At 55.4% G+C, this 25,239-nt stretch carries 20 protein-coding genes; 18 read left to right on the top strand and 2 right to left on the bottom strand.

Annotated elements, in window-relative coordinates:
* Positions 1-143 precede the first annotated feature (143 nt).
* From WA318_RS00790 to WA318_RS00775, 4 genes are all read left to right on the top strand, one after another.
* The gene (locus WA318_RS00790) at positions 144-1,490 is read left to right on the top strand and encodes an extracellular solute-binding protein (RefSeq protein ID WP_114096205.1); all 1,347 of its coding nucleotides are present in this window, start codon (positions 144-146) and stop codon (positions 1,488-1,490) included.
* A gap of 152 nt (positions 1,491-1,642) precedes the next feature.
* Positions 1,643-3,373 (top strand): ABC transporter permease, encoded by a 1,731-nt coding sequence (locus WA318_RS00785; RefSeq protein WP_114096204.1) that lies wholly within the window; start codon positions 1,643-1,645, stop codon positions 3,371-3,373.
* A complete protein-coding gene (locus WA318_RS00780) occupies positions 3,370-4,494 on the top strand; it encodes an ABC transporter ATP-binding protein (protein ID WP_220150259.1) in 1,125 nt (374 codons plus the stop codon). The genes WA318_RS00785 and WA318_RS00780 overlap by 4 nt, the downstream gene beginning before the upstream one ends.
* A 77-nt stretch (positions 4,495-4,571) precedes the next feature.
* On the top strand, positions 4,572-5,243 hold the full coding sequence (locus WA318_RS00775) for a histidine phosphatase family protein (protein WP_336079517.1): 672 nt from the start codon (positions 4,572-4,574) through the stop codon (positions 5,241-5,243).
* Between the two features lie 123 nt (positions 5,244-5,366).
* Here WA318_RS00775 and WA318_RS00770 read toward each other — a convergent pair whose 3' ends face one another.
* Positions 5,367-6,581 carry a glycosyltransferase gene (locus WA318_RS00770; protein ID WP_336079516.1) on the bottom strand — a complete coding sequence of 405 codons (1,215 nt, stop codon included), beginning with the start codon at positions 6,579-6,581 and terminating at the stop codon, positions 5,367-5,369.
* Positions 6,578-7,078 (bottom strand): MarR family winged helix-turn-helix transcriptional regulator, encoded by a 501-nt coding sequence (locus WA318_RS00765; protein ID WP_114096201.1) that lies wholly within the window; start codon positions 7,076-7,078, stop codon positions 6,578-6,580. The genes WA318_RS00770 and WA318_RS00765 overlap by 4 nt, the downstream gene beginning before the upstream one ends.
* Positions 7,079-7,403: 325 nt before the next feature.
* On the opposite strand from WA318_RS00765, the gene WA318_RS00760 reads away from it, so the two are divergent.
* The 14 genes from WA318_RS00760 to rfbC all read left to right on the top strand — a co-directional run bounded on the left by WA318_RS00760 (position 7,404) and on the right by rfbC (position 25,035).
* Positions 7,404-9,194 carry a type I secretion system permease/ATPase gene (locus WA318_RS00760; protein ID WP_336079515.1) on the top strand — a complete coding sequence of 597 codons (1,791 nt, stop codon included), beginning with the start codon at positions 7,404-7,406 and terminating at the stop codon, positions 9,192-9,194.
* On the top strand, positions 9,191-10,573 hold the full coding sequence (locus WA318_RS00755) for an HlyD family type I secretion periplasmic adaptor subunit (protein WP_114096199.1): 1,383 nt from the start codon (positions 9,191-9,193) through the stop codon (positions 10,571-10,573). The genes WA318_RS00760 and WA318_RS00755 overlap by 4 nt, the downstream gene beginning before the upstream one ends.
* Positions 10,574-10,902: 329 nt before the next feature.
* Positions 10,903-11,697 (top strand): calcium-binding protein, encoded by a 795-nt coding sequence (locus WA318_RS00750; RefSeq protein ID WP_336079514.1) that lies wholly within the window; start codon positions 10,903-10,905, stop codon positions 11,695-11,697.
* A gap of 72 nt (positions 11,698-11,769) precedes the next feature.
* Positions 11,770-14,022 carry a glycosyltransferase gene (locus WA318_RS00745; RefSeq protein ID WP_336079512.1) on the top strand — a complete coding sequence of 751 codons (2,253 nt, stop codon included), beginning with the start codon at positions 11,770-11,772 and terminating at the stop codon, positions 14,020-14,022.
* Positions 14,019-14,864 (top strand): class I SAM-dependent methyltransferase, encoded by an 846-nt coding sequence (locus WA318_RS00740; protein WP_336079511.1) that lies wholly within the window; start codon positions 14,019-14,021, stop codon positions 14,862-14,864. Before WA318_RS00745 ends, WA318_RS00740 begins: the two co-directional genes overlap by 4 nt.
* A complete protein-coding gene (locus tag WA318_RS00735) occupies positions 14,861-16,123 on the top strand; it encodes a glycosyltransferase family 4 protein (RefSeq protein WP_114096195.1) in 1,263 nt (420 codons plus the stop codon). Before WA318_RS00740 ends, WA318_RS00735 begins: the two co-directional genes overlap by 4 nt.
* A 20-nt stretch (positions 16,124-16,143) precedes the next feature.
* The gene (locus WA318_RS00730) at positions 16,144-16,929 is read left to right on the top strand and encodes a hypothetical protein (RefSeq protein WP_114096828.1); all 786 of its coding nucleotides are present in this window, start codon (positions 16,144-16,146) and stop codon (positions 16,927-16,929) included.
* A 66-nt stretch (positions 16,930-16,995) separates the two neighbouring features.
* A complete protein-coding gene (locus WA318_RS00725; RefSeq protein ID WP_114096194.1) occupies positions 16,996-19,191 on the top strand; it encodes a hypothetical protein in 2,196 nt (731 codons plus the stop codon).
* On the top strand, positions 19,178-20,500 hold the full coding sequence (locus WA318_RS00720; RefSeq protein WP_336079507.1) for a glycosyltransferase family 4 protein: 1,323 nt from the start codon (positions 19,178-19,180) through the stop codon (positions 20,498-20,500). The genes WA318_RS00725 and WA318_RS00720 overlap by 14 nt, the downstream gene beginning before the upstream one ends.
* A 38-nt stretch (positions 20,501-20,538) precedes the next feature.
* Entirely contained in the window at positions 20,539-21,729 is a 1,191-nt protein-coding gene (locus WA318_RS00715; RefSeq protein WP_114096192.1) for a polysaccharide pyruvyl transferase family protein, read from the top strand.
* Positions 21,730-21,839: 110 nt separating this feature from the next.
* A complete protein-coding gene (gene galE / locus WA318_RS00710) occupies positions 21,840-22,835 on the top strand; it encodes a UDP-glucose 4-epimerase GalE (protein ID WP_114096191.1) in 996 nt (331 codons plus the stop codon).
* 133 nt (positions 22,836-22,968) lie between these two features.
* Complete coding sequence (locus WA318_RS00705; protein WP_336079505.1) at positions 22,969-23,094, top strand: hypothetical protein; 126 nt, start codon at positions 22,969-22,971, stop codon at positions 23,092-23,094.
* Between the two features lie 105 nt (positions 23,095-23,199).
* Positions 23,200-24,408: a hypothetical protein gene (locus WA318_RS00700; protein WP_336079503.1), complete on the top strand. Its 1,209-nt coding sequence runs from the start codon at positions 23,200-23,202 to the stop codon at positions 24,406-24,408.
* 6 nt (positions 24,409-24,414) lie between these two features.
* On the top strand, positions 24,415-25,035 hold the full coding sequence (gene rfbC / locus WA318_RS00695; RefSeq protein ID WP_336079502.1) for a dTDP-4-dehydrorhamnose 3,5-epimerase: 621 nt from the start codon (positions 24,415-24,417) through the stop codon (positions 25,033-25,035).
* Positions 25,036-25,239: the final 204 nt, after the last annotated feature.

The raw sequence follows: 25,239 nt of genomic DNA, 5'->3' as shown, positions 1-25,239 counted from the left end.
GGGGGTTATTAAATTTTCCCATATTTTTCAGATATTTATAGCAACATGCGGAAAGTGCGTGTTCTGGCATAGGCGTTGCTCTTGTTTGGTTACCGACATTGTCGGTCAATGAACAACCAAATAGGGAGGAACCAGTGTCTAAAATGGTTCACAAGACTCTGCGCCACCTGGGGACAGGTGTTGCGATCGCGGCAATGCTTGCCACAGCGACGGCCCATGCCGCCGACGACAAGCTTGTCATTGTTACGTCGTTTCCGTCTGACCTGACCGACGTTTTCAAAAATGCCTTCATGAAGGAAAACCCGTCGATTTCCGTCGAGGTCGTCAATAAAAGCACCTCGTCAGGCGTGAAGTACCTGATTGAAACGGCACAGAACAACCAGTCCGATATCTTCTGGGCGTCGGCGCCTGATGCTTTTGAGGTGCTGAAAGAAAACAGCCTTCTGGCGAAGTATGAATCATCTGTCGGCGGCGTTGCCAGCGAACTGAACGGTTACCCGATCAACGATCCGGATGGCTACTATTCCGGTTTTGCCCTGTCGGGTTATGGCTTCATGTGGAACGAACGTTACATGGACGCCTACAAACTTCCGGAGCCGACCGAATGGGAAGATCTGGCAAAACCGGTCTATAACGGTCATGTCGGTATTTCTGCGCCGTCGCGTTCCGGTACCACGCACCTGACGATTGAAACCATTCTTCAGGGCGAAGGGTGGGAAAAAGGATGGCAGACCATCCGCGATATTTCCGGTAATGCCAAAACCATCACCGAGCGCAGCTTTGGCGTGCCGGACGGCGTGAACAGCGGTTCATTCGGCATCGGTATCGTTATCGACTTCTTTGGTTTCTCGTCGATGGCATCGGGCTTCCCGGTTGATTTCCGTTATCCGAGCGTTACCGCACTTGTTCCGGCCAACATTGGTGTGATCAACAACGCCCCGAATAGCGAGCCGGCCAAGAAATTCATCGACTTCCTGATGTCTGAAACCGGTCAGGGCCTGTTGTTCGATCCGAAAATCATGCGTCTTCCGGTCAATAAAAGCGTTTATGCAAACGCACCGAAAGGCCTGCCGAACCCGTTTGACGGCTCGATCAAGTCCGAAGTCAAATTTGACACTGCTGTTTCGCAGGGTCGCTATAACGTTGTGAACTCGCTGTTCGACGTCATGGTGACCTATCGTCTGGAAGACCTGCGTGCAGCAGTTGTTGCCATCCAGGAAGCCGAAGTTGCCCTGGCTGAAAACGGTTCTGCCAATGCCGAGGCAACCAAGCTGATCGCCGAAGCCAAGGCACTTCTTCATACGCTTCCGGTTGACGAAGCAAAGGCAAATGATCCTGAATTTGCTGCGATCTTCAAAACCAAGCGTAAGAAGCAGACAGACAAGGTCGAAGGCCGTCAGGCTGAGATCGAGCAGGAATGGGACAACCAGATTGTTCAGAACTATCAGAAAGCAGCCGAGCTCGCGAATACGGCTCGCTTCATGTTCTAGGCTGTACTGACCTCCCTGGTGTCATGTAGCGCCACCACGCAGCCGCTGGGGGTATGCGCGGGGCCTGCATGATGCTCACCCTCCCTGCCAGAGAATTTCATCACATTGACCTCTCTGGCAGGGGCCTAATTTCCCGACATTGGAGAATACTCATGTCCTCCGCCGCTATTGCGCGACCGGTGCGTTTTTCTTCGCTTGGTCCATACATGGTCGCTGGGATTGTGGTCCTGTTCCTTGGGGCATTCCTTCTGGTGCCGGTCCTGAAAGTTATTCAGGTGGCATTCCAGGACCCGTCCAGCGGTTCGTTCACGATGGTGAACTTCCAGGACTTCTTTAACAGTTCGCTTTTCCGCCAGTCCTTCTTCAACTCGGTCTATGTGTCGGGCATGTCTGTCGTGTTTGCGTCGGCATTTGCGTTGCCACTGGCCTATTTCACGACCCGGTTCAATTTTTCCGGTTCGGTCATTATCCAGACGCTGGCCTTTGTGCCACTCATCATGCCCCCCTTTATTGGTGCTGTGGCCATGCAGTTGCTGTTTGGATCGAATGGCAGTGTAAACCTTTTGATGCGCGACTGGTTCGGGTTCGACATTCCCTTCATGGAAGGTCTGAATGGGGTCATCTTTGTTCAGTCGATCCACTATTTCCCGTTCATCCTGATCAATCTGAGTGCCAGCCTTCAGAACATTGACCGTTCGATGGAAGAAGCAGGCCAGATGCTGGGTTCAAGCGGCTTCCGTCTGTTCCGCCGAATTGTCTTCCCGCTGGCCATGCCAGGCTATATCGCCGGTGCGTCGCTGGTGTTCGTCAAGGTTTTTGACGATCTGGGGACGCCGCTTTTGCTGAACGTCAACACCATGCTGGCCCCGCAGGCTTATCTGCGTATTTCGTCGATCGGTATCTCTGACCCGATGGGATATGTGATTTCCTGTATCCTGATCGTCTTCTCGGTCTTTGCGATGTGGGTGGCGTTCCTTGGCATGCGCGGCAAGGATTATTCGACCACGCAAAAAGGCGGTGGTGGCCTTTCCAAGCGCGATCTGCGCTCACATGAAGCCATCCTTTGCTATGTTGTGATTTTCTCGATCCTGGGGATCGTTCTGGCCCCGCATCTGGGCTTGTTGCTGCTGTCATTCGGCTCTGTCTGGTCCTTTAGTGTCCTGCCCGACAGCTTCACCACCAGCCACTATGGCACGGCATTTACCTCTGCCTGGACCTTTATCAAGAACACACTGATCTATGCCGGTCTTGCCGGGGTTATTGATATCGTTCTTGGAACGGCGATTGCCTATGTGGTGATGCGCACCAATGTGATTGGTCGTAAATGGCTTGATTACCTTGCGGTTTCGGCCCTTGCGGTTCCGGGCGTCGTGCTTGGTATCGGTTATCTGCGTGTGTTCTATGGCGTGAATATGCCATTCACCGATCAGCCAATGGCAACCTGGTGGGGGATTATTGTTATTGCCCTTGCTGTGCGCCGTTTGCCTTATGCGCTTCGTTCTTGCACCGCTGCCTTGCAGCAGGTTTCCCCGTCGCTTGAAGAAGCATCGGAAAACCTTGGTGCATCCAAGTTCCGTACAGTTCGACGCATTGTTGTACCGCTGATGGCAAGCGGCCTTGTCGCTGGCTTTGTCACCAGCTTCTCGACCGCAGCGGTGGAACTTTCCGCAACCATCATGCTTGTTTCGACTGAAAATGACGCACCGCTTGCCTATGGACTTTATCTGTTCATGCAGTCGGCTGCCGGGCGTGGTCCGGGTGCGGCACTGGGTGTCATGGCTGTGATCATTGTTGGTCTGGCGACCTATCTGTCACACCGCATGGTTGACCGTGCGCGTCAACAGCGCAGCAGCATGGAACAAGCCACAGGGGACGTCGCATGACCGTCACAAGCAATCCTTCCAATAATCGTCGCGCGGAGGCCGACACCATGACCACGATGCAAACCTCACCGGTTCAGATCGACATTGAAAATCTTTCCCTGTCATTCGGTAATACCGAAGTTCTCAAAGGGGTCAATCTTGCCATTCGTCCAGGCGAATTCTTTGCTTTTCTCGGGCCGTCGGGTTCGGGTAAATCCACGCTGTTGCGTGCCATTGCCGGATTTGGTCCGACCCCTAAAGGTCAGATCAAACTGGATGGTCAGGATATTGTCGGTTCCGTTCCCTGGCAGCGTAATGTCGGCATGGTGTTCCAAAGCTATGCACTTTGGCCGCATATGACGGTTGCCAAAAACGTTGCCTTTGGCCTTGAAGAACGCAAGGTCCCGGCATCCGAGATTGGCCCGAAAGTCCGTGCTGCGCTGGAACTGGTTGGCATGGGTGATTATGCCGAACGTTTCCCGTCACAGCTTTCGGGCGGACAGCAGCAGCGCGTCGCACTTGCACGTACCATCGTGGTTGAGCCGCGCGTTCTGCTTCTTGACGAACCACTTTCAAATCTTGATGCCAACCTGCGTGTGCAGATGCGTCAGGATTTGCTCAAACTGCAACGTCGTCTTGGCATTACCACCATCTTCGTGACCCATGATCAGGAAGAAGCCAACACCATCTGTGACCGTATTGCGGTAATGGCAGATGGCGTGGTTCAGCAAATCGGTCGCCCCGATGAAGTTTATGACAATCCGGCCAACAGCTTTGTTGCAAAGTTCCTTGGCACGGCAAACATCCTCGAAGGCGAGGTCGTCCCGTCTGCGGATGGCAGAAGCTTCGATTGCGGTGCCGGCCTTCGCATTCCCGTTAGTGCAGACGAAGCAACCGGCAAGGCACGGTTGGTGGTGCGTCCCGAAAGTATCGAGTTTGGCAGCGACAGTACGAAAGACCCCCTGTCGGGCTCGGTTGTATCGGCCGAGTTCCTCGGCGGAATGGTACGTTATGCCGTTGATGTCAATGGTCAGGAACTGTTGGTCGATGAACGCCACACGCGTGGCCAGAAGCGGATGGAAAAGGGGAAACAGGTTATCTTGAAGCTTGATCCTGCTCAGGCGGTTCTGATCCGCGACTGATTTCGAAAAGCCGGGGCACTGAACGTCATGATCGTTCAGTGCCCATTTTTCATGACCCGCTTCACGAAGATTAGAAAATGTCTGAAACCAAACTCCCGACCATTCTGCTTATCCGCCACGGTGAAACCCAGTGGAACATCGAAGGACGCTTGCAAGGTGGGCAGGATACCCCCTTGACCCTGAACGGTTTTCGCCAGATTTGCGCCGTTGCAGAGAACACGCGTGACATTTGGACAAAGTTGTCTGCAACCGGCACGGTCAGTTATATCTCCAGTCCGCTTGGTCGCGCCCGCCAGACAGCCTCGATCCTCGCTGATTCCTGGGGAATCCGGTATTCGGAATTCCAAAGTCATGATGCGATTGCGGAACGTAATTATGGTGCATGGGAAGGCATGACTTTGTCGGAAGTTTCCCGGACCCGTCCAGCAGAGTTTGGCGCCCACCAGCGCGATCTATGGGACTATCAGGTCCCCGGAGGAGAGAGCAAAAGTCAGCTTTGCGCGAGAATTGAACGCTGGCTTGCCCGGCTCTCTACCGATCAACCACATGTGGTCGTTACCCACAGCGGGTGTTTTCGTTTGATTCGCGGGCTTTATGTTAGGGCTTCGAAGACGGAAATGGATGCATACCGTGAACCGCAAACAACGTCGTATTTGCTCAGTGACTCTAATGCTCGTGAATGCGTGATGCCAATAGAGTTAACCAAAAGATTCGACCTGAATTCCAAAGCCCTGACCGTCCAGATTTAAAGTCAGTATCTTTTCGGATGGTTTTCGGATGCCAGAGGTCCGGCGGCATGAACACCGTATATTCACATCATCCTTTGAGCCAAATAGCATGATTGATCGGTGCAGCAGGGAATATTGAGATGATCAAGTACTGCCAGCACCGACCTTTCCCGCGACCATTCTTTCAATCAGGCTGGTTTGTCTTTGCAGGCATTTGTGCAATTCGAACCGGTTTGTGATTGTCTTACGCGCATTTTCGCGCAAATACGCAAGCTGTTCCTGATTCTCAAGGCAATCCGCCATTTTTTCGGCAAGGCTGTCGCTGTCCCAGAAATCGGTCAGAAGGCCGTTTTGCTGATCGCTGATAATGTCGTGACAGGGGCCGGTATCCGATGCGATGAGCAATGCCCCGCACGCCATGGCTTCAAGTGCGGACCATGACAGCACAAACGGATATGTCAGATAGATATGTGCGGCGCTGATCTGATAGACCCGTACAAGCTGGTCATGGCTGATCTGGCCCAGAAAATGGATGCGTGACGGATCAAGACCGGTTTCTGCCATCATGACATCGCGCCATTTCTGCCCGTCGCGGCGCACCTGTCCGTAACTGACGCCATCGCCCCCGGCGACGACGAACTGCACCGACGGATCGCGTTTTGCAAGTCTGGCTGCGGCGCGCATAAAGGTCGGGAACCCGCGATAGGGTTCAAGATCGCGCGCGACATAGGTAATCACCCTGTTCTCGCGCGTAAGAACCCGGCCATCTGGCAATGTGAAGCTGGCCTGTGCATTCGGGCGGCATCGATGGATATCGATCCCGTCATGGCACACGCCGATCTTGTGGTGATAGGCATCTGGAAAGGCCGATTTCTGCCAGTGTGTCGGGCTGATTGCCGCATCAAGATGATCAAGGCTGGCAAGCTGCGCAACATTGCGCAGGCGTAATTGCGTGCGTTTTTGCAGGGGAACCTGATCATTCGGGTCAAACCCGACATCGCGGCCCTTGGCATGATAGTAATGTTCGCAATAACCGATCAGCGGTGTCGCCGGCAGCACATCGCGGGCAAACATCATGCTGCCCCATCCGATATGCCCGTAAACGATATCGGGCGGTCCTTCTTCGCGAACAAGCGCATCAAGGGTGGTCGCTGCCCTGAGACCGACTTCCTGATGATATTGTCCAAATGGTGTTGCCGGTGCCGGTGGCGTGACGCGTTGCCGGAGGATGCGGATGCCAGGCAGTCGAACATTCATTGCTTCGCACAGGAAGGAAACCTGCCATCCGGTATTGGCCAGATGGCAGGCAAGATGAACAAACTGTCCCGGTCCATGACGATGGACGAAGACTATTTTCATCGACGGTTTCGAACCTCGTTTACTTCAATCATGCCATTGATGGGCACACCGCCATATCGAAGTGTCTGGGTCCAGAACTCCTCAAGGCGTCGCAAGGTTCGCAGGGCTGTTTCCATTTCCTGCTGGTCTTCAAGATTGTTGGCCAGCGCGTCGTGATATTCTTCGTGAAATTCATGAAGGGCACGGCACAATTCACGACCCTTTGGGGCAAGCCTGATCCGTGCAGAACGTCTGTCACGTGCCATTACCTGCCGTTCAACATAGCCCGACTCAGCAAGCTGTTTGAGGTTATAGGAAGCGTTCGAACCCATGTAATGGCCGCGATCAAGAAGATCACGAACAGAGAGTTCATCATCGCCAATTGTGAATAACAGCGCCACTTGTGCGGGGCTGATGTCATCTTTACCGAGTCGAATCAGATCAACCCGAAGCAAGTCTGCAAATCGTCGATAAATGCGCTCGACAGTATTTGCCAGTTCAAGATGAGTGACGGTCATGGTGTTCGATCCGTTATCTGGTCCCAAGCGAGATTTGATGCCAAAGCAATATGCCAAGGCACAATTTTCGTTTTGGGGAAGACAACAGGACGTTGTTCTTGAACGATTTTCCGCACGCCCTTACTTCCCACAGTTATGCTCGTATTAAAGAAGTAATTCTAAAGTATTTTTATTTTTGAATTACTTCTGAGTTATTAGTTTTTACATTGTCCAACCATCAACATGAGATCGACATATTTAAATTTATTGTAGATCATCATGTCATCGCAACTATGTGATTAGATTGCGGAAAAACTATGACTTTTGAGTAATTGGATGAAATTCGATGCATTTTGGTCGGAAAAAGCTGGCAAAACCTTTGGAAAACAAGGATGCCAGACCAGCACTCGACGTGCAGTCGGTAATCCGCGAAGCCCGATATACCTTTGTGCGGGGGTTGGGCTGGGCCGGGGTCATGAGCGGCTTTCTCAATGTGCTGCAATTGACCGTGCCGCTTTTCATGCTTCAGGTGCATGATCGCGTTATCAACAGTCAAAGTACCGATACCCTGATCCTGCTTCTGGTGATCGCGATTGCCGCAATCATCCTGTTCGGGATTCTCGACTTTTTACGCGCACTGGTTTTTCAGGAAATGGCAAAATCCCTGCTGCGCCGTGTCAATCTGCCCGCCATTTCTGCGGCAATGCGCGTCGCCCTTGAAAAGGGATCGCTGCATGGCACGCAGGTTTTGCGGGATTTGTCCGATCTTCGAAACTTCATCAATGGTTCGACAATCGGCGCACCGCTGGAAGCCCTGTGGTCGCCGATCTTCCTGTTGGTGATGTTTGCGCTGCATCCCTATTACGGCATTGCCGGGCTGGTCGCGGTTCTGATCCTGATCGGGTTCAGCTTGCTCGGTGATTTGCTGGTCCGGCAGGTCACCAAGGAGGGAACCGATGCCAATCTGCGCAATATTGGCGATATCGGGGCCACTGTTTCCAATGCCGAGGCGATCGAGGCCATGGGCATGATGCCGGCGCTGGCCATGCGCTGGCGGCGTGAACAGATACATGCAAGCGAGCTTCTTGATGTCGGCAATATGCGCAGCAAGGGCATGTATTCCATGACCCGAACGGTGCGATTCGGCATGCAGATCGTCATTCTGGCGATGGGGGCTTATCTGGTGATTATCGGTGAAACCACGCCCGGTGCCATGATCGGGGGGACGGTGATCATGGGGCGGTTGCTTTTGCCCTTTGACAATGTGACGCGCGACTGGCGGGCATGGGTGGGGGCAATTTCGGCCTGGAAACGCATTCGCTCGATGCTCGAAGAAACCCAGTCAGAACGTGAAATCAAACCAACCCCGCGTTCCGAAGGTCCGCTTCTGGTGGATAATCTGGTCTATGCCGTGCCGGGATCAAATGTGCCGGTGTTGCGCGGGGTCAGTTTTGAACTTTTCCCCGGTGAAATCCTTGGCGTGGTTGGCCCGTCTGCGGCGGGTAAATCAACCCTGTCGCGGTTGCTTGTCGGGGCGGCCAAACCGACATCGGGCGGGGTCTATCTGAATGGGCATAACGCCTATTTGTGGGAACGCGGATCGTTTGGCGACATGGTGGGCTATTTGCCGCAATCGGTGTCGCTTTTGAACGGGACAATTCGCGACAATATCAGCCGGATGCGCGATTCGAACCCGCGCAAGGTGATCAATGCCGCACGCGCCGCCGGTGTGCATGAAATGATCGGGCGTCTGCCGCTGGGCTATGACACACCGATTGGGGCGGGTCGCCATACGCTTTCAGGCGGGCAGCAACAGCGCATTGCACTCGCACGTGCCCTTTATGGCTGGCCGCGTCTGCTTGTCCTTGATGAACCCAACGCAAATCTTGATGCCGAAGGCGAGGCATCCCTGATCCGGGCCGTGCGGCAGGCCGCCGATTCCGGGGCGATGGTGGTGCTGATCGCCCATCGTCAGAGCATCATGCAATACGCCCATAAATTGCTGGTGATGCAGGACGGTCGGGTCAAACAGTTTGGCGAACGGACGGACATCATCCGCAACATGTCCAATGAGGGCGACGGGATCAAAAACATTCCCGTCATCGCCCATAAGCAGGAAAGCGGAGGTGCAGCATGAGCCGTGTCATTGATGTTGATAATGAAGGCGCGCTGATCCCGGTCGATGATCCGCAGGTGCCATGGCACCAGATCCTGACCGAAGAACGCGAAGCATCCCGCCAGAGTCTGCGCAAACCGATCCTTGCCGGGATTGCGGTCATTGTTCTGGGCTTTGGCGGTTTTCTGACCTGGGGATTTACAGCCGAGCTTGACAGTGCGGCGGTGGCCAACGGATCGGTGATCGTTGATTCCCGCAAAAAGACCGTCAACCACTATGAAGGCGGTATCCTCAAACAGCTTGTGGTCGAGGAGGGGGATCGGGTCACGGTCGGGCAGACCCTTGCGCTGCTTGATGGTACGCGCAGTGAATCAGAACTCGGTCAGTTGCGCGGCGAACGCTACGGTCTTCTGGCAAAGCTGACCCGGCTGCGCGCCGAGCAGCGGGGCGACAGGGAAGTCATTTTCCCGACCGAACTTACGCAGAATGCCGAAAGCTATGTTGCCGATATTCTCCGCGATGAAAAACGCCTGTTTGCCAAGCGTCAGGAAGTCTATGCCGCCAAGCTTGATGCCCAGGCCAAACAGATCGAACAGTTCGAAGCCGAAGCCCAGGCGCTTGCTTCCCAGATCAAGGCGCGCACCCGGCAGGAAAAGCTTGTCGCAGAACAGCTTCAGGGCATCCGCCAGCTTGCCGAAAAGGGCTTTGCCACCCGCACCCAGCTGGTTGAAATTGAAAATAACTGGTCGGATCTGGTCGGGGATATGGGCGAATTCAAAGCCCAGAAAGCCGCAGCCCAGCAACAAAAGGCCGAAGCCGAGATCAATCTGGCTTCAATCGAGATGGAATGGCAAAGCGATATCGCAACCGAAATTCAGGAAGCCCAGCTGGCGCTGAATGACGTGACCCAGCGTATCCGTGCGAGCCGCGATGTTCTGGATCGTCTTGAAGTCAAGGCACCGCAATCGGGAACCGTTGCCAATATCCAGATCAGGACACCGGGCGGGGTCATCAGCCCGGCCGAGCCGATCATGGATATCATCCCCGAAGACGAACCATTGGTGATCGAGGCGCGCATCAATCGACAGGATATCGACTCGGTCCATGTCGGCTCAAAGGCGCAAATTCGACTGACCGCCTATAGTCAGCGCAAACTGGCCCCGCTGGCCGGTGAAGTTCGCTATGTCGCGGCCGACCAAACCGTTGATGAGCAACGTGATAGCTCATATTACATCGTGCGTGCTGCCATCAATCCTGATGAGTTGGCAAAGCATGAAGACATCAAATTGCGCCCGGGCATGCCGGCCACCATTCTTGTGCTGAAGTCACCGCGCAAGGCGATTGATTATCTCATCGACCCGATTGCCCAGAGCATGGAAAAGGCATTCCGCGAGGAATAAGGCAGCCGAAATCAAACCCTTTGCCATCAAGGTCGTTCCTGAAACTCAACGGGGACGGCCTTTTTACTTAAAGTATTGATCGAAATTTGAAGTAAATAAAAAATAAAATAGAACAAATAATAATCAAATAAGCGAGTTATTTTTGAAGTAAGTCACAATATTGACAAAATAAAAACACGACAATACCCTCCACATACTAAATAAAAAAATATAGGGTTTCTGAGTGGTCGTTCAGGGCGACTTTCAGTTTGCCCTGAGGGAACGGCCATCCTCTCGCGAGGGAAACATCCCCGCGATGTCAATAATGTTGGGACACGAAGGAGGATTACATGGCAACTCTCGAAGGCGGCGCCTTTGATGATGCGCTTCTCGGATCTCGTTTCAGTGACGTCATCTTTGGACGTGGCGGTGACGATACAATCTTCGGTCAAGGCAATGACGACGTTCTGTTTGGCGAAGAAGGCGATGATGCCTTGTTCGGCGGCTCGGGCGATGACATTGCCATTGGCGGCGAAGGAAACGACTTCCTGTTTGGTGGATCGGGAGACGATGCATTGATCGGGGATGCCGGCAGCGACCTTTTGATGGGTGGCTCTGGTGAAGATGTTCTGTCCGGGGGGGCTGATTCCGATGCCCTGCTTGGCGGTTCAGGCAACGACGTGCTCGATGGCGGATCCGGTAGTGATCTGCTGATCGGTGGTGCTGGTGAAGACATCGTACTCGGTGGCGAAGGCGATGATGTCATGCTGGGCGGTTCTGGAGACGATATTCTTCAGGGCGGTGCCGGTGATGACGTCATTCTTGGCGGTTCGGGTGATGATGTCATCGATGGCGGCGCCGGTGACGACATTCTTTCCGGCGGTTCTGGCGGCGACACATTCGTGTTCTCCGGCGGTGGCGGCAACGATGTTGTTCTCGACTTCCACGCTGGCGACGACATGCTTTCCATTAGCAGCAATATCAACGACACCGGCATTGAAACCGCCGATGACGTTGCTGCCCGTGCAACGCAGGTTGGCGCGAACACTGTCATTGACCTTGGTAACGGGGATTCCATCACCCTTAACAATGTCGATGCGGAAGACGTACAGGACGATCCGGACAGCTTCTTTAGCGTCCAGTAATCCGACGAGTTGCGTCCGCAGCCATTGCTGCGGGCGCTTCGTCCCCGACTTCAAGTAAAGCGAAAGATAGTCATGCTTGAATTTGCCTCGTCCGATGCTGTGCGGACGACCGGCGAAGCGCCGGACGTTTGCCTTTTGAACCCTGATACGCTGCTTTTGATCTGGGATACACCGACCCGATTGTGGGAGGTGCCCAAGCTCGAAACCACCGATCACAAAGCAATTTCGCCCCAGGCGACCTTGCGTCTGCCGCTCAATGGTGGCGGGACCCGGTTGCTGCGCGTTATCCGCCGTCCCAAGGATGAGCCGGTGTCGTTTCTTGCTGAATCGGGAACGCTCGGGCGAAAGGACGAAGTCACAATCGAGCCCGATGGCGATTTCGATTTTGTAAATGCCCAGTCCCTGATTGATGACGTCACCCCGGCCGGGCGTCTGTCGCTGGTTGCCGCCCTGTTTGGCATGTGGGCCAGCATGTTCCGGCTGCGCCTGAGCAAAAGCTACAACAGTTTTCTTAACCATCTGGTCGCGGAAATCGTTGAACGTCCGCAGCGCGCCAATGCGCTTGCCAAGCTGACCGATGACAAGATGCTGCTTGCCGCCGGATTGCCCGAAGCCTTTAGCGATCTTGAAGCCGTCTATATCGTGTCCCCGACCGGCTTCCGGCGTCTGGCCCAGACACCCCATGTCAGTGATCGCGGCCAGAACGGCCAGAACCTTGTTTACATGATTGCGGATCGTGCGGGCACCGAAGACGGGGCCTTTGTGGTTGCGACCGGTGTGCGCACCCTTGCCATCCGGAAATTGTCCGGCACCGCAAAGATGCCGTCACTTGCCCGCTGGTGGCAGGCACGCGGCAAGTCCGATGCCGATTTGCGTGAATATATCATCGGGGCACTGGCGCGCTCCGGCCCGACCGCAAGCAAGGCCGCAATTGAATTTCAGATCCGTTGTCCGCTGGCAAGTCAGCGCGTTGCCGGTGGCGGGTCGCTGCCAAGTGGCGAGGTCGACCTTGCCGTGACGACGGCGCGTGGCACGCTGATCGGGGGCTGGTATCGTGATCCGGTCGATATGATTGCCGGCATTGATCTTCTTGATAGCAACGGCATCGCCCATCCGTTCGGCGATGGTTTCTATCGCTATACCGGCAATGTCCAGGACGAGGATCGCACGGTTCCGGCCACCGGATTTGTCGGCTTTTATCAGGATATCCAAAGCCCGGTTCCGATCCTTCAGCCCCGAAGCGTAATGCGCCTGACATCGGGCAATCGCCATCTGATGGTGCCCCCGGCACAGCCGATTGACCCGGCCGAGGCGCGCGCCCGCATCTTGCGCGCTGTTCCGCCGCAACATCTGACCAATGAAATTATCGAAAACTGTCTGGCGCCGGTCATTGGCGATTTGCAGCAAAAGCTTATGAATCTCGCCAAAACCGACCGCGTGATCGAGCTTGGCCCCCAGCATCCAGACCCGCATGCCTCGATCATTGTGCCGCTTTATCGTGTGCTTGGTTTCCTGCGGGCCCAGATCGGGGCTTTTGCCTGTGATCCATGGCTGGTTGCCAATTGCGAGCTGATCTTTGTCCTTGATTCCCCCGAACAGGCCGAAGAATGCGAACATCTGCTGCGCGGGCTTCATATCCTTTACGGCATCCCGATGCGGCTTGTGATCATGTCACGCAATGGCGGTTATGCACGGGCCTGCAATGCCGGTGCGCAGCATGCGCGTGCCCATTTGCTGGCAATGCTGAATTCCGATGTGATCCCGCATATGCCCGGCTGGGTAGAGGGACTGGCATCGAAAATGGGCGGGCCACAGGAAGTCGCCGCCGTCGGGCCAAAGCTTCTGTTTGAAGATGGCTCGATCCAGCATGCCGGGATGTATTTCGCCCCCAATGAAAGCGGCAAGTGGTTGAACTACCACTATCACAAGGGCATGCCCGATCAGTTCCGTGACGCCAATATTGAACGCTCCGTTCCCGGTGTCACCGGTGCCTGCCTGATGATCCATCGGGATGCCTTTGAAGAAGTCGGCGGCTTTACCGAGGATTACGTGATCGGGGATTTCGAGGACAGCGATCTGTGTCTGAAAATCCGCAAGGCCGATTTTGACATCAAATATATCCCCGATGTCAGTCTCTATCACTTCGAACGCAAATCGATCTCGACCCATGTCGATTACATGCGCGGGGTGGCTGCCGAATATAACGGCTGGCTGCATGCGTCACGCTGGCGCGAGATGCTCGAAGACATCCACGCCAATGGCGTTTCGCAAAACAAATCCCCCACCAAAACCAGCCCCAAAACCAGACAAGGAGCCGCGGCATGAGCCAGGTTCTCGCCCTGTCCGAACATCAATATCCGCCCAAAATGCCGGTCGATGAAACCCGTCTGGAATGGCTGTGTCAGCAGGTGATCGCCAACCGGTTCCTGCCGGTCCCGCCCGAGGAAGAAGTCTTTGTCGGCGATGGCGATTACCGCACAATCGGTGCCGAATTCCTTGGTCATTTTGTGCGTCGTGCCGGTTTGTCACCGACCGATGATGTTCTTGATATCGGTTGTGGCATTGGCCGTATTGCCGTGCCCCTGACACAGTTTCTTGATCCCGCGCAGGCGATCTATCGCGGTCTTGATCCGGTGCGTAGCGGCATTGAATGGTGCAAACGCTCGATCACACCGGCTTATCCGAATTTCCGCTTCGAAGCGCTTGATATCCATAACGATCTTTATAACCCCGAAGGGGCGATCAGCGGACGCAGCATGCGGCTGCCTTTTCAGGACGGAACATTCGATTTCACTGCAATGATCTCGGTGGCAACCCATCTGCCGCCACAAGAAATCGAAACCTATTGTTCCGAGGTCTTCCGCGTGCTGCGTCCCGGTGGTCGTCTTTTCATGACGGCCTTCATCATTCGCGATACCGACGATCCGGCAAAACCGGGATGCGATGCCCGCCTGACCAGCTTTGAAAAGGCCGAAGGCCAGCCATCCTGGCATCTGCGCGGGGAAAATCCGATGGCTGCTGTCGGCTTTGACGAGGCCTTTATCGAAGACGTCCTGAACCGTACCGGCCTTGAGCTGGCGACCAGAAGTTTCGGCGCATGGCGCGGGGATGGCGGTGATCACTATCAGGACATTCTTGTTGCCCAAAAACCGCGGAGGTCCGCATGAACCCGCGCGTCATGGTGCTTGCACACAATCACCCCGATCTTCACCCCGGCGGCACAGAGATTTTTGCCCATGATCTGTTCCACGCCTACAAGCGCGCCGAATGCGACGCCCTGTTTGTGGCGGCGACCAACGATGTCCATCGCGAACGTCGGCCGGGCACCAGTTTTCAGGCAATCAATGATGCAGGCGATGAGATGCTGTTCTGGGCGGGTCACTTTGACCGGTTCAACATGTCGCAAACCGATCTTTATGCGGTTGCCCCCGATTTTGCCCGCCTGCTCAAAAGCTGGGATCCCGACATTGTTCACATCCACCATCTGGTGTTGTGGGGGATCGAATTGCCGATGCTGATCCGGCGGGTTTTGCCCCATTGCCGGATCGTCATGACCTTGCATGACTATTATCAGATTTGCCCCAATGACGGGCTGATGGTCCATCGTGACACGCGCAAACGCTATACCAAACCCGATGCCATCGGTCGTCTGTGCGGACTGGACGGATTTACATCCGATCAGCATGTCATGCGCGCGGTCAATATCCGCAATCATCTGCGTGTTGTTGATCAGTTCGTCTCGCCCAGCGCGTTCCTTAAGGACCGCTATGTTGACTGGGGCATTGATCCCGACAGGATTGTTGTGATCAACAACGGTCGGCCACCGGTTGCGCCTGCACCAAGACGCAATATCGGAACCGGCATGCCAAATGTGTTTGGTTATTTCGGCAATCTCAATCCCTGGAAAGGGGCCGATGTCCTGCTTGAAGCCAGCCGGAAGCTGGTTGAGGCGGAAACCGATTTCGCGTTGCGCATTCACGGTGATGTGCTGTTTCAGACTGTCGCTTTCACCGAAAAGATGCACGACCTGTTTGCGAAAAGCAGCCATCACGTTCAGCACATGGGTGCTTATGAACGCGATGAAATCGCCGATCTGATGGCGCGTGTTGACTGGGTCATTGTTCCGTCAATCTGGTGGGAAAACGCCCCGCTGGTCATTCAGGAAGCCTTCCAGCATGGCCGCCCGGTGATTACCAGCGGCATCGGTGGCATGGCCGAAATGGTGCGCGATGGTCACGATGGCATTCATGTCCGCCCCGATGACCCGGCCGAACTTGCGCGCGTCATGAAGGACTGCGCAACCAATCCCAAACTCTGGAAAAAACTTTCGGGGCAGGTCCGCGCGCCCGCCCTGATCGACGACGTCGCGCAGGAACATCTCAAGATGTTCCGCAAGATGGTTCGTCCCGATTTCGTCGCGGCCTGATATCCACCAAGGAGATGATTATGGCACTCGCCGAGAAACAGCCAGCCAAGACAAACGCCCCGAAACCGGGTGCCGGTCACGATGCGTCTGCCAATGACGCACAAGATGCGCTGACGCTCGAAGGGCGGGTCGATGCAATTGATCAAAGCCGTCTGTTCGGATGGGTGTGGTGCCCGCAGCAACCCGATGCCCGCATCGAAGTCATTATCCGCCTGAACGGTCATTCCCTGTTGCGGGTGACGGCGGAAAATGAACGGGTCGATCTGCGCCGCAACGGGATTGGCGATGGCAAACATGCGTTTGAAATCGAATTGCCCGACGCCGCCCTGGCCAGTCCGGATACCATCAGTGTCTGTGCATTGATGCCCGGCTCACGTGATGAAGTTGATCTGCGCATTCCCTCGCAAAGCGAACAGCAAGCCCATACCGCCCTGAATGCGCCGCTTGGTAAAATTCTTGATCGGCTCGACCGTCTTCTGGCCGCCCAGCACATCTTGCAAAACGGTCAGCGCGAAGCTGCCAAACGGCTGATTGGCGCGACCAAACGCATGGATGAACTGGCCTCTGCCGATGACGGCATCGAAGCCGGGGTGAAACTTGTCCGCACCGGACAGGAAGAACTTTCAAGCCGCGTTGACGAGCTTGAAGTCTTTCTTGTGCGTTTCGACAAATCGCTGGGCGGTTTTGACGAACGTCTGTCGGCGCTGACTGCGCGGCACACCAATGATCTCAAAACACCGCTTCTGATCCTGTCATGCCTGATCGGTGTGACGACCGGATTGGCAATCGGCGCGATTGTCTGGTGATCCCATGAAAATGACAGGTAGCACTTTGTTTTCAAAATATGTTTTCAGAATTCATGAGGCCCGCAAATGACGGAAAATCAAGGCATGCCTCTTGATGGCAGAACAGTTGTCGCCGCCCTGATTGACGAAAGCCTTGCCCTTCTGGTCGGGGTGGGGAATGCGCTTCCGGCAACAATTGCCATTTATCTCAACAGTCAGTCTGACGCCAAGGTACAGGCATCCGTGATCAGCTGGCGACGCAATGAAACCGATCCTGAAAATGCCTATGGTTTCGTGGCCCTTGTCCCGATGAAGGATGTGGCACCGCGCCGTTTGAAAACGGCCCTGTTTCAGGGGGCGGGAAAGCCGCGCGAATACCGGATCGAAAACCGTCAGCAACGGGTCGAGGCCATCCTGTCATCAATTGCCGATCAGTCAGGACCGGCATTTGCAACCGTGATTGATGGCGTGATCGAAGCATTGCTTGCCGGCGATCCCGACAAGAAGCGCCTGAAAAAGGTCGCCGCCCTTGTGCAGACCGCAGCGCGCAGCAACGGCTTTATCGAGGTGCTTGGCGGCCTTGAAGAAGGCGACATCTATATTCAGGGCTGGTCAAGCGACTTCCCGGTCGGGCGAACCCGTGTGATTGCAATTGAAGACGTTCCGGTTTTGGCTGAACTGACCAGTGCCGATTTTCAGCGCGATGATCTGGGTGACGAGGCATCGGGTGTAACCGGCCTGATGCTGGGCGACAAGCCGATCAATCCCGGCAAACTCAAACGTGTCTATTTCCGGGGCCGCGAAGGCTGGTACGGGATCGAGGTCTATCAACAGCGTGTTCTGGTCGCACCCTCGGATGTCCCGGCCCATATCCGTTCGGTTCTTGACCGGGTTCGCGCACCGGAAAATATCCTGACCCATCTTCAGATGGCTGCCCATCGTTTTGATGGCCGCGATACGGTTTCCGAACTGGATCGTCCCGTCCGGATCGGCATTGATTTCTCGTTGCTGATCGAAGGCAGCGGTGTGCTGATTTCGGGCTGGATGCTTGATCCTGACCGGGCTGTGGAAAACGTTTTCTTGCGTGTGAATGGCGAGGTGGTCCGCATTGATGATCGCTGGACCAGACAATCGCGTGCCGATGTTACCAGCGCCTTTGCCAATGATCCGATGTTTTCGGGGCTCAATCCGGCGCGCAACAATCACGGTTTTCTGGTGTTCTGTCCGCTTGACGATACGCCGCCCTCCGATCAGCCGGTTTATCTGGAACTGGGGATCAGCGATGCCTTTCCGGCATATTGTCCCCTGAACCCGACCCGTTCATCGGCCCGTCAGGCCCTGTCGCGTGTCCTGCCGTCACTTGATCCGCGTTCGGTGACCGCATCAAACAGTATTGAACGTCAGTTCGGCCCGATGCTTCAGGGCATGACATCGCAAAACCCCTATGCGGTGGATATCCATGATATCGGCGATTTTGACGAAAATTCTCCGGTAACGCTGGTCGTCGGTGTCGATGATACGATCAATGATATTGGTGTCACCATCGCGCTGCTGGGGCTTGATCAGGCAACCCGCAATCTGCCGATTGTCATTGCAGGCCCGGTCGAAAGTTTCGATCAGGTCGGCAGCGACATGTTGCGTCTGGCGGCCTTCTACAAACTCAATACCCGCATCGTCTTTGCCGAAGGCGTCGAGGATTTCTGTGACGCGCTTGAAGTCGGGATTGCCGCAACCAGTTCCGAAACGGTTGGGCTGGTATCTGCCCATATTCTGCCGCGCTATAACGGATGGTTCGATCAGCTTTATGCCGCCTATCGCAAGCGCGGTGGCAAGGCGCTGGTGTCACCCACCATCCTGTTTGAAGACGATTCCGTGCGCTGGGCCGGAACATGGATCGAGGCCGATGCCAAGGGTGATCAGTATTTGTCGGATCGCTATGTCGGCTATCCCTGTGCTGTTCTGGACGGGGCCGAACCCAGCGAAGTCACCGCAGGCACCATTGAATGCTGCATTCTGCCGCGCAAGGCCATCGTCGATATTGGCGGTTTCACGCGCGGCTATATCGGCCCGGCCGAGAAAAATCTCGATCTGGCGCTCAAGCTGCGCATGGCCGGAACCCCGTCATTCTGGATTCCCGAAATCGAAGTCCTGGGCAGCGAGCAATCCATAAGCAACGCGCCCGCCTGGGAAGAACTGTCCCATCGTCTCGACCGCTGGGCATTTGATCGCCGCTGGTCGCTGGTCGTCTCAAACTTGCGGAGTCATAACAATGCCGTCGAATGATTTGCGTGTTCTGGTTATTTCGCATGGTCACCCCAGCATGTCTTTGGGCGGGGCAGAAGTCGCCTCCTACAACCTGCATAAGGGACTCAATGCCATTGACGGGGTCGAAAGTTTCTATCTGGCCCGGGTCGGCAATCCTGTTCCGCGCCATGGCGCATCGGCATTGATGAGCCTGCGTCAAAAGGACAATGAAATCCTTTATCACGCCGAAAACTATGATCACTTCCTGCTGTCAAATGGCAGTACTGATGAAATTGATCGCGATTTCCTGCGCTTCGTAAAGGATTACGAACCCGATGTGGTGCATTTCCATCACTATCTGGGCCTTGGTCTTGAGACGATCTATGCCATCCGTGAAGCACTTCCGGAAACGGCGATCTTCTTTACGTTCCACGAATTCCTGACCATCTGCCACAACCATGGCCAGATGCTCAAAAGCGGCGGGACCAAGCTGTGCAACCGGGCAAGCCCGATTGAATGCAATGGCTGTTTCCCCAACATCTCCCCGGCATCCTTCCTGCGTCGTGAACGCTTCATCAAGGCGATGCTTGAACTGGCCGATCACTATGTGTCGCCCAGCGAATTTCTGGCCAATCGTTTTATCGACTGGGGCATGAAGGCCGAAAAAATGTCGGTGATCGAGAACGGTCTTGATATCGACGAACGGGCAAAAGACCGCCCGCTTTCCAAAACCCAGCCACGGCGGTCGCGCTTTGCCTTTTTCGGGCAACTGACGATGTTCAAGGGGGCCGATATCCTGCTCGATGCGGTGGGGCGTGTGCCCGATGACATCTGGGGGGACGATGCCCGTCTGATGATCTTTGGCGGCAATCTGGACCGCCAGCCTCAGGACTATCAGGACAAGGTCCATGACCTGATCGAAAAGGCCGGTGACCGCGTGCGCTTCTATGGCGCCTATCAGAATACGGAAATGCCCAAACTGATGGAACTCGCCGACTGGACAATCATTCCGTCCATCTGGTGGGAAAACTCGCCCGTCGTCATTCAGGAGGCATTCTTCCACGGTCGACCGATGATTTGCTCGAATATTGGTGGAATGGCCGAAAAAATTACGGACGGCGTCAATGGTCTGCATTTCCGTGTCGGCAGTGCCGAAGACCTGGCCGACCGGCTGATCGAAGTTCTAAGCGACAACAAACTCTGGGATCGGATGCGCGAAGGGATTCCGCGTGTCACGACCTATCAGGAATGCGCAGAGCAACATCTTGCGCAGTATCGGGAGGTTCTGAAAACGCGCCTGCTGTCTGCAAAGGCCGCCTCTGAACAGAGCGTGGCAAGCACGGCCTGAATTCGGAACAAAAACGTGATCAACCAAGGAGACACAATATGGCGCGCGTTCTCGTAATGATCCCGTCGGGCGAAGTCTACGACCACGACTGCGTCCGGTGGTACAACTATCAGGATGTTCAGCGGAGCATCAACCATTACCACAATATCGGTGATGCCTTCGTTTTCGATTCATCGTTGAAACTGATGAACTATGACAAGCTCGGTGTTCTGCCGATTGCCGAACCAAAGATGGAAGATATCGACCGTCTTCGCGAGGAATATGACTATGTGTTCCTGCGCGGGTCGAATTACATCCATTCGGAAATGGATTGGCGCAATACCATTGATGTTCTCAAACGCTTGAAATTGCCGGTTCTGGGCTTTGGCATTGGTGCGCAGGCACCGGTCAAAGGCAAGCTCGAGCTTTCCGAACAGACCAAAACCGTTCTGCGCATGATGGCGGACTCAACGACCTCTATCGGGGTGCGCGGGGCTTATACCGCACAGGTCCTTTGGGATCTGGGGATTACAAATGTCCGTATCGTTGGCTGTCCGACCGCCTTCCGTCAAAACAATCCCGACATGCGCATCAAACTGCCGTCGCTTGATAGTGTGCGCAATGTCGGCATCACACTGCGCCGCGAAGTGTCACCGGCCTATGCGCAGGACATCAAGCGTTACCTGACCTTCCATCGTGATCTGGTCAAGGAGCTTGCTGGCAGGTTTGATGACATCACCCTGATGGCTCAGGGTGAACCCGAAGAGAAAAAACTGGTCTTTGGCAGCAACATGCAGCGCGAAGAAGCGATGCAGGCGCTCAAAAACAATGACTGGGTCAGGAACTGGTATCTCGACGACACGATGGAACGTCTCTATCGCGAAAAGCTGTTCTATTCCGACGTGGTTGCCGATTATGAAAACCTCGTCCGTCAAAAGGACTGCGTGCTGGGCTATCGTCTGCACGGCAATCTGATGGCGTTGTCGAACGGTGTTCCGTCGATCTATTTCACCTATGACAGCCGGACGGTCGAATTCGCCGAAACCTATCAGATCCCGTCCTATGACGTGTTCTCGACCAAGGAATTCGTGCTTGAGGATTACTGGAATCAGGATCTTTTCGACAAGTTCAACCGCGCCTGGTTCCAGACCTATCGCGAGATGGCGACGTTCCTGAGCGAAAACAACATCGATCACAAGATGCTCAATGTCATGAGCAGGGATGCGCAGCCCGAACGAAAGGTTGCGTGACGACACCGGGTATTGCCGCCATGGCGACCCCGGCGCGGGAAGGTCATGGCGGCCGTGCTTGTCCAGTATGTCCAGATCAGAATGGGCAACATCAACAAGGAGACACGGCAATGACTGTACTTGTAACAGGTGGCGCTGGTTATATCGGTAGCCACGCGGCACTCGCACTGCTTGATGGCGGACGCAATGTCGTCGTGCTTGACAATCTCTCTCAGGGGCATCGCTGGGCGGTGCCTGCCGGGGCGGCTTTTGTCGAAGGTGACTGTGGTGACTATGATCTGGTGCGTCGGGTGATCGCCGAACATGAGGTCACGGCAATCATGCATTTTGCCGGTTCGATCATTGTGCCGGATTCCGTGATCTATCCGCTGGAATACTACTATAACAACACTGTCAATTCCCGTGCGCTTGCCCAGGCCGCTGTCGATAGCGGGATCAGGCATTTCATCTTTTCCTCGACCGCGGGCGTTTACGGTGAACCCGAAACCACCCCGATCCTTGAAGACTTTGCGCTCAAGCCGATCTCGCCCTATGGCACATCCAAGATGATGACCGAAAAGATGCTGGCTGATGCTGCGATCGCCCATGATTTGCGCTATGTCGCGTTGCGTTACTTCAATGTTGCCGGTGCTGATCCGGCGGGCCGGTCGGGGCAGACTTCGCGCAAGGCGACCCATCTGATCAAGATCGCCAGTCAGGCTGCAACCGGTGTCCGGCCGAAAATGGCCATCTATGGCGAGGATTACGAAACCCCCGATGGCACCTGTATCCGTGACTATATTCACGTCACCGATCTGGCCAATGCCCATGTGCTTGCGCTTGAATATCTTGAAAAGGGTGGCGAAAGCGATGTGATGAATTGCGGGTATGGGCGCGGTTTCTCGGTTCGCGAGGTCATTGACGCCGTCAAACAGGTCTCGGGCGTTGATTTCACCGTCGATCTGGCCGAACGCCGTGCCGGTGATCCGGCGGCCCTGATTGCCGGGGCCGACCGCATTCGTCAGAAACTTGGCTGGAAGCCGGTTCATGATGATCTTACGGCGATTGTCCGGCACGCCCTTGACTGGGAAGAAAGCCTCAAGGGCCGCGAAGTCAGTGCGGCCTGACAAGCCGCATCCTGCATTCGATACATGCGCAAGCGGTTCGCACAAATGCTGGCAAGTGGCCCGGCGCGATCTGACCCGGTGCGGTATGTTCCGGCCCCAACTGGTGCTCACCGACCCGGCAGGAGATGCCAAAATGACCCGATCCTTCCTGACCGGGACAAGGTCATGCCGTGATGCGCGAAATGTGTCTTGCAAGGAACACAGCATGGCACGCTGTCTGGGCTTCCTCCCGGCCCCGAAAGTCGCAGAGGCGGCGTGACAATGCTGACGTGACGCGTGGCACTGCCCCAGAAGTGCTACGCGTCGCCCTTTTCCTTGTTGTTTTATCACCCTGTCCTTTTATGGCCTGTCAAAGGGGTAAGCTGTGCCCGGATTTCAATATTCCAGATCATCTGTCGCGCTGTCGGCCTTTGTCGCGGGGCTGCTGATTGGCGGTCTTGCCGGCTGGACGCCAGCCGCAGCCGATACCGAAATCACGGTCTCGGGCCCGGAAACCGTGATGTTTGACAGTGATGTCGATGGTTGTGATAACCATCATCTTCCTGACTCACCGGCCCGCGCCTTTCGCAATGATCAGGGCAAAATGGTGCTGTTTGCCCCGAATTTTCAAAACCGGGCCTTTGTCGGTTACGGCTTTGACAGCCTGAAACCCGATTGCGACAGCCGCTTCATGGCCGCAGGCAAGGCCGACCCGGCATTGCTTGATGATCGCACCTGGCTTCAGGCGATCTATACCAGCAACGGGCGCGATGTTTATGCGCTTGGCAGTGCAAGCTTCATCCCCTACCGCCATGACATGCCGTGTGAAGGCCGCACCCAGCGCACCGATTGCTGGATCAACGGTCTGGTGACCCTGAAATCAACCGATGGCGGCAAGAAGTTCAGCTATTTTGGCGATCCGCCCCGTCATGCGCCCTTTCCGCCGCCCCGGCCCTATCGCGATGATCGCAAACGCGCGCCAAGCTATGTGACCGTGACCAATATCGTTCAGTGGCAGAACTACCTTTATGCCATTGTCTGGCGACGTGCCGATAGCTGGGAAAACTCGCGAAACTGTCTGGTGCGCGCCCCGGCCAATGATCCGGGCCGATGGGATATCTGGACCGGATCGGGGTTTGAGCAGGCCGCCACCCTGACCGATCAGGGCTGGTCGGTGCGCCAAACCGACTGCGCGCGCGTCGGGCCCAAGGGGGTGTCATCCATTCGCGGTCTGGTCCGCGATGAAAACTCCAACCGCTTCATCGCGATCTATCAGCACCGCATTCGCCAGAGCAGTAAGAACAATACCGGCAAGGACGATATCGCAGGATTTTTCTATTCGACCTCGACAGATCTGACCCGCTGGTCCGATCCGAAATTGCTCTATCAGCAGCCCCTGCAACCCGATGCCGGACCGGGCGAAAGCTTTTCGGCCTATCCGTCGATCATTGATGATGACAGCACAGACCGCCTGTTTGGCACGGTCGATGATCAGGCCAGCCTGATCTTTGTCCGTCTGGTGCCCAAACCCTTCAAGGACCGCTGGCGCGTGCCGCGTCAACTGATCCGTGTTCCGATCTCGATCAAGGAGTAACGATCAATGCCTGTGGAATTTGATGAATTTGATATCGACGGACCGGCTCTGTTTGTGCCCAACCGCCACCGGGACAAGCGCGGCGTGTTTGCCGAAACCTTTCGCAATGATGATTTCCGCGACGTGATCGGCGAGATCGATCTGGTTCAGGAAAACCAGATCATCAGCACCCCGATCAATACGCTTTGTGGCCTGCATTTTCAGACCAGCCCCTATGCCCAGGGCCGTCTTGTCCGGGTGACACAGGGCGCAATCCTGTATGTTGCCGTCGATATCCGCCCGCGATCAGAAACGTTTGGACGGCATCTGAAGATCGAGCTGAGTGCAGAAAACTGGTATCAGCTCTGGATCCCCGAAGGCTTTGCCCAGGGCTTCAAGACCTTGCGTCCCGAAACCCATGTCACAACCAAGGCCTCGAACTATTACAGCCCCGAACATGATTTCGGCATTGCCTGGAATGATCCCGATCTTGGCATTGACTGGGAATTGTTCGGACAACAGGTCGTCCTTTCGGAGCGCGACCGTCATTTGCCGCGTCTGGCCGATCTGGCCCCCGATATGCTCGGCGCCATGCCCCCGATCAGGGGCTTTGCCGATGGGCAACGCTTTGGCGCGAGCGCGCGCTAGCCAGGCCCGAAAACCTCCCCTGGTCATTGATCACAGCATCGCCGTTCAAAGCGGGGTAGTTTCGGCTGCCCCGCCATTTGTATTCGGGCCTGTCCGCTTTGACGAATATTCGCTGTGAAACCGGCGGTTAAAGTATTTTCTTAACGGCTTGGCGTTTTACTGGTGGGGAACAATATAAAACACGGGCAATGAACGGAATTTCGG

The sequence above is a fragment of the Thalassospira sp. CH_XMU1448-2 genome (assembly GCF_037027285.1).
GTDB lineage: Bacteria > Pseudomonadota > Alphaproteobacteria > Rhodospirillales > Thalassospiraceae > Thalassospira > Thalassospira profundimaris_C.
Note: the sequence above shows the minus strand (reverse complement) of the source record. Positions and strands in the feature narration are given on the sequence as shown.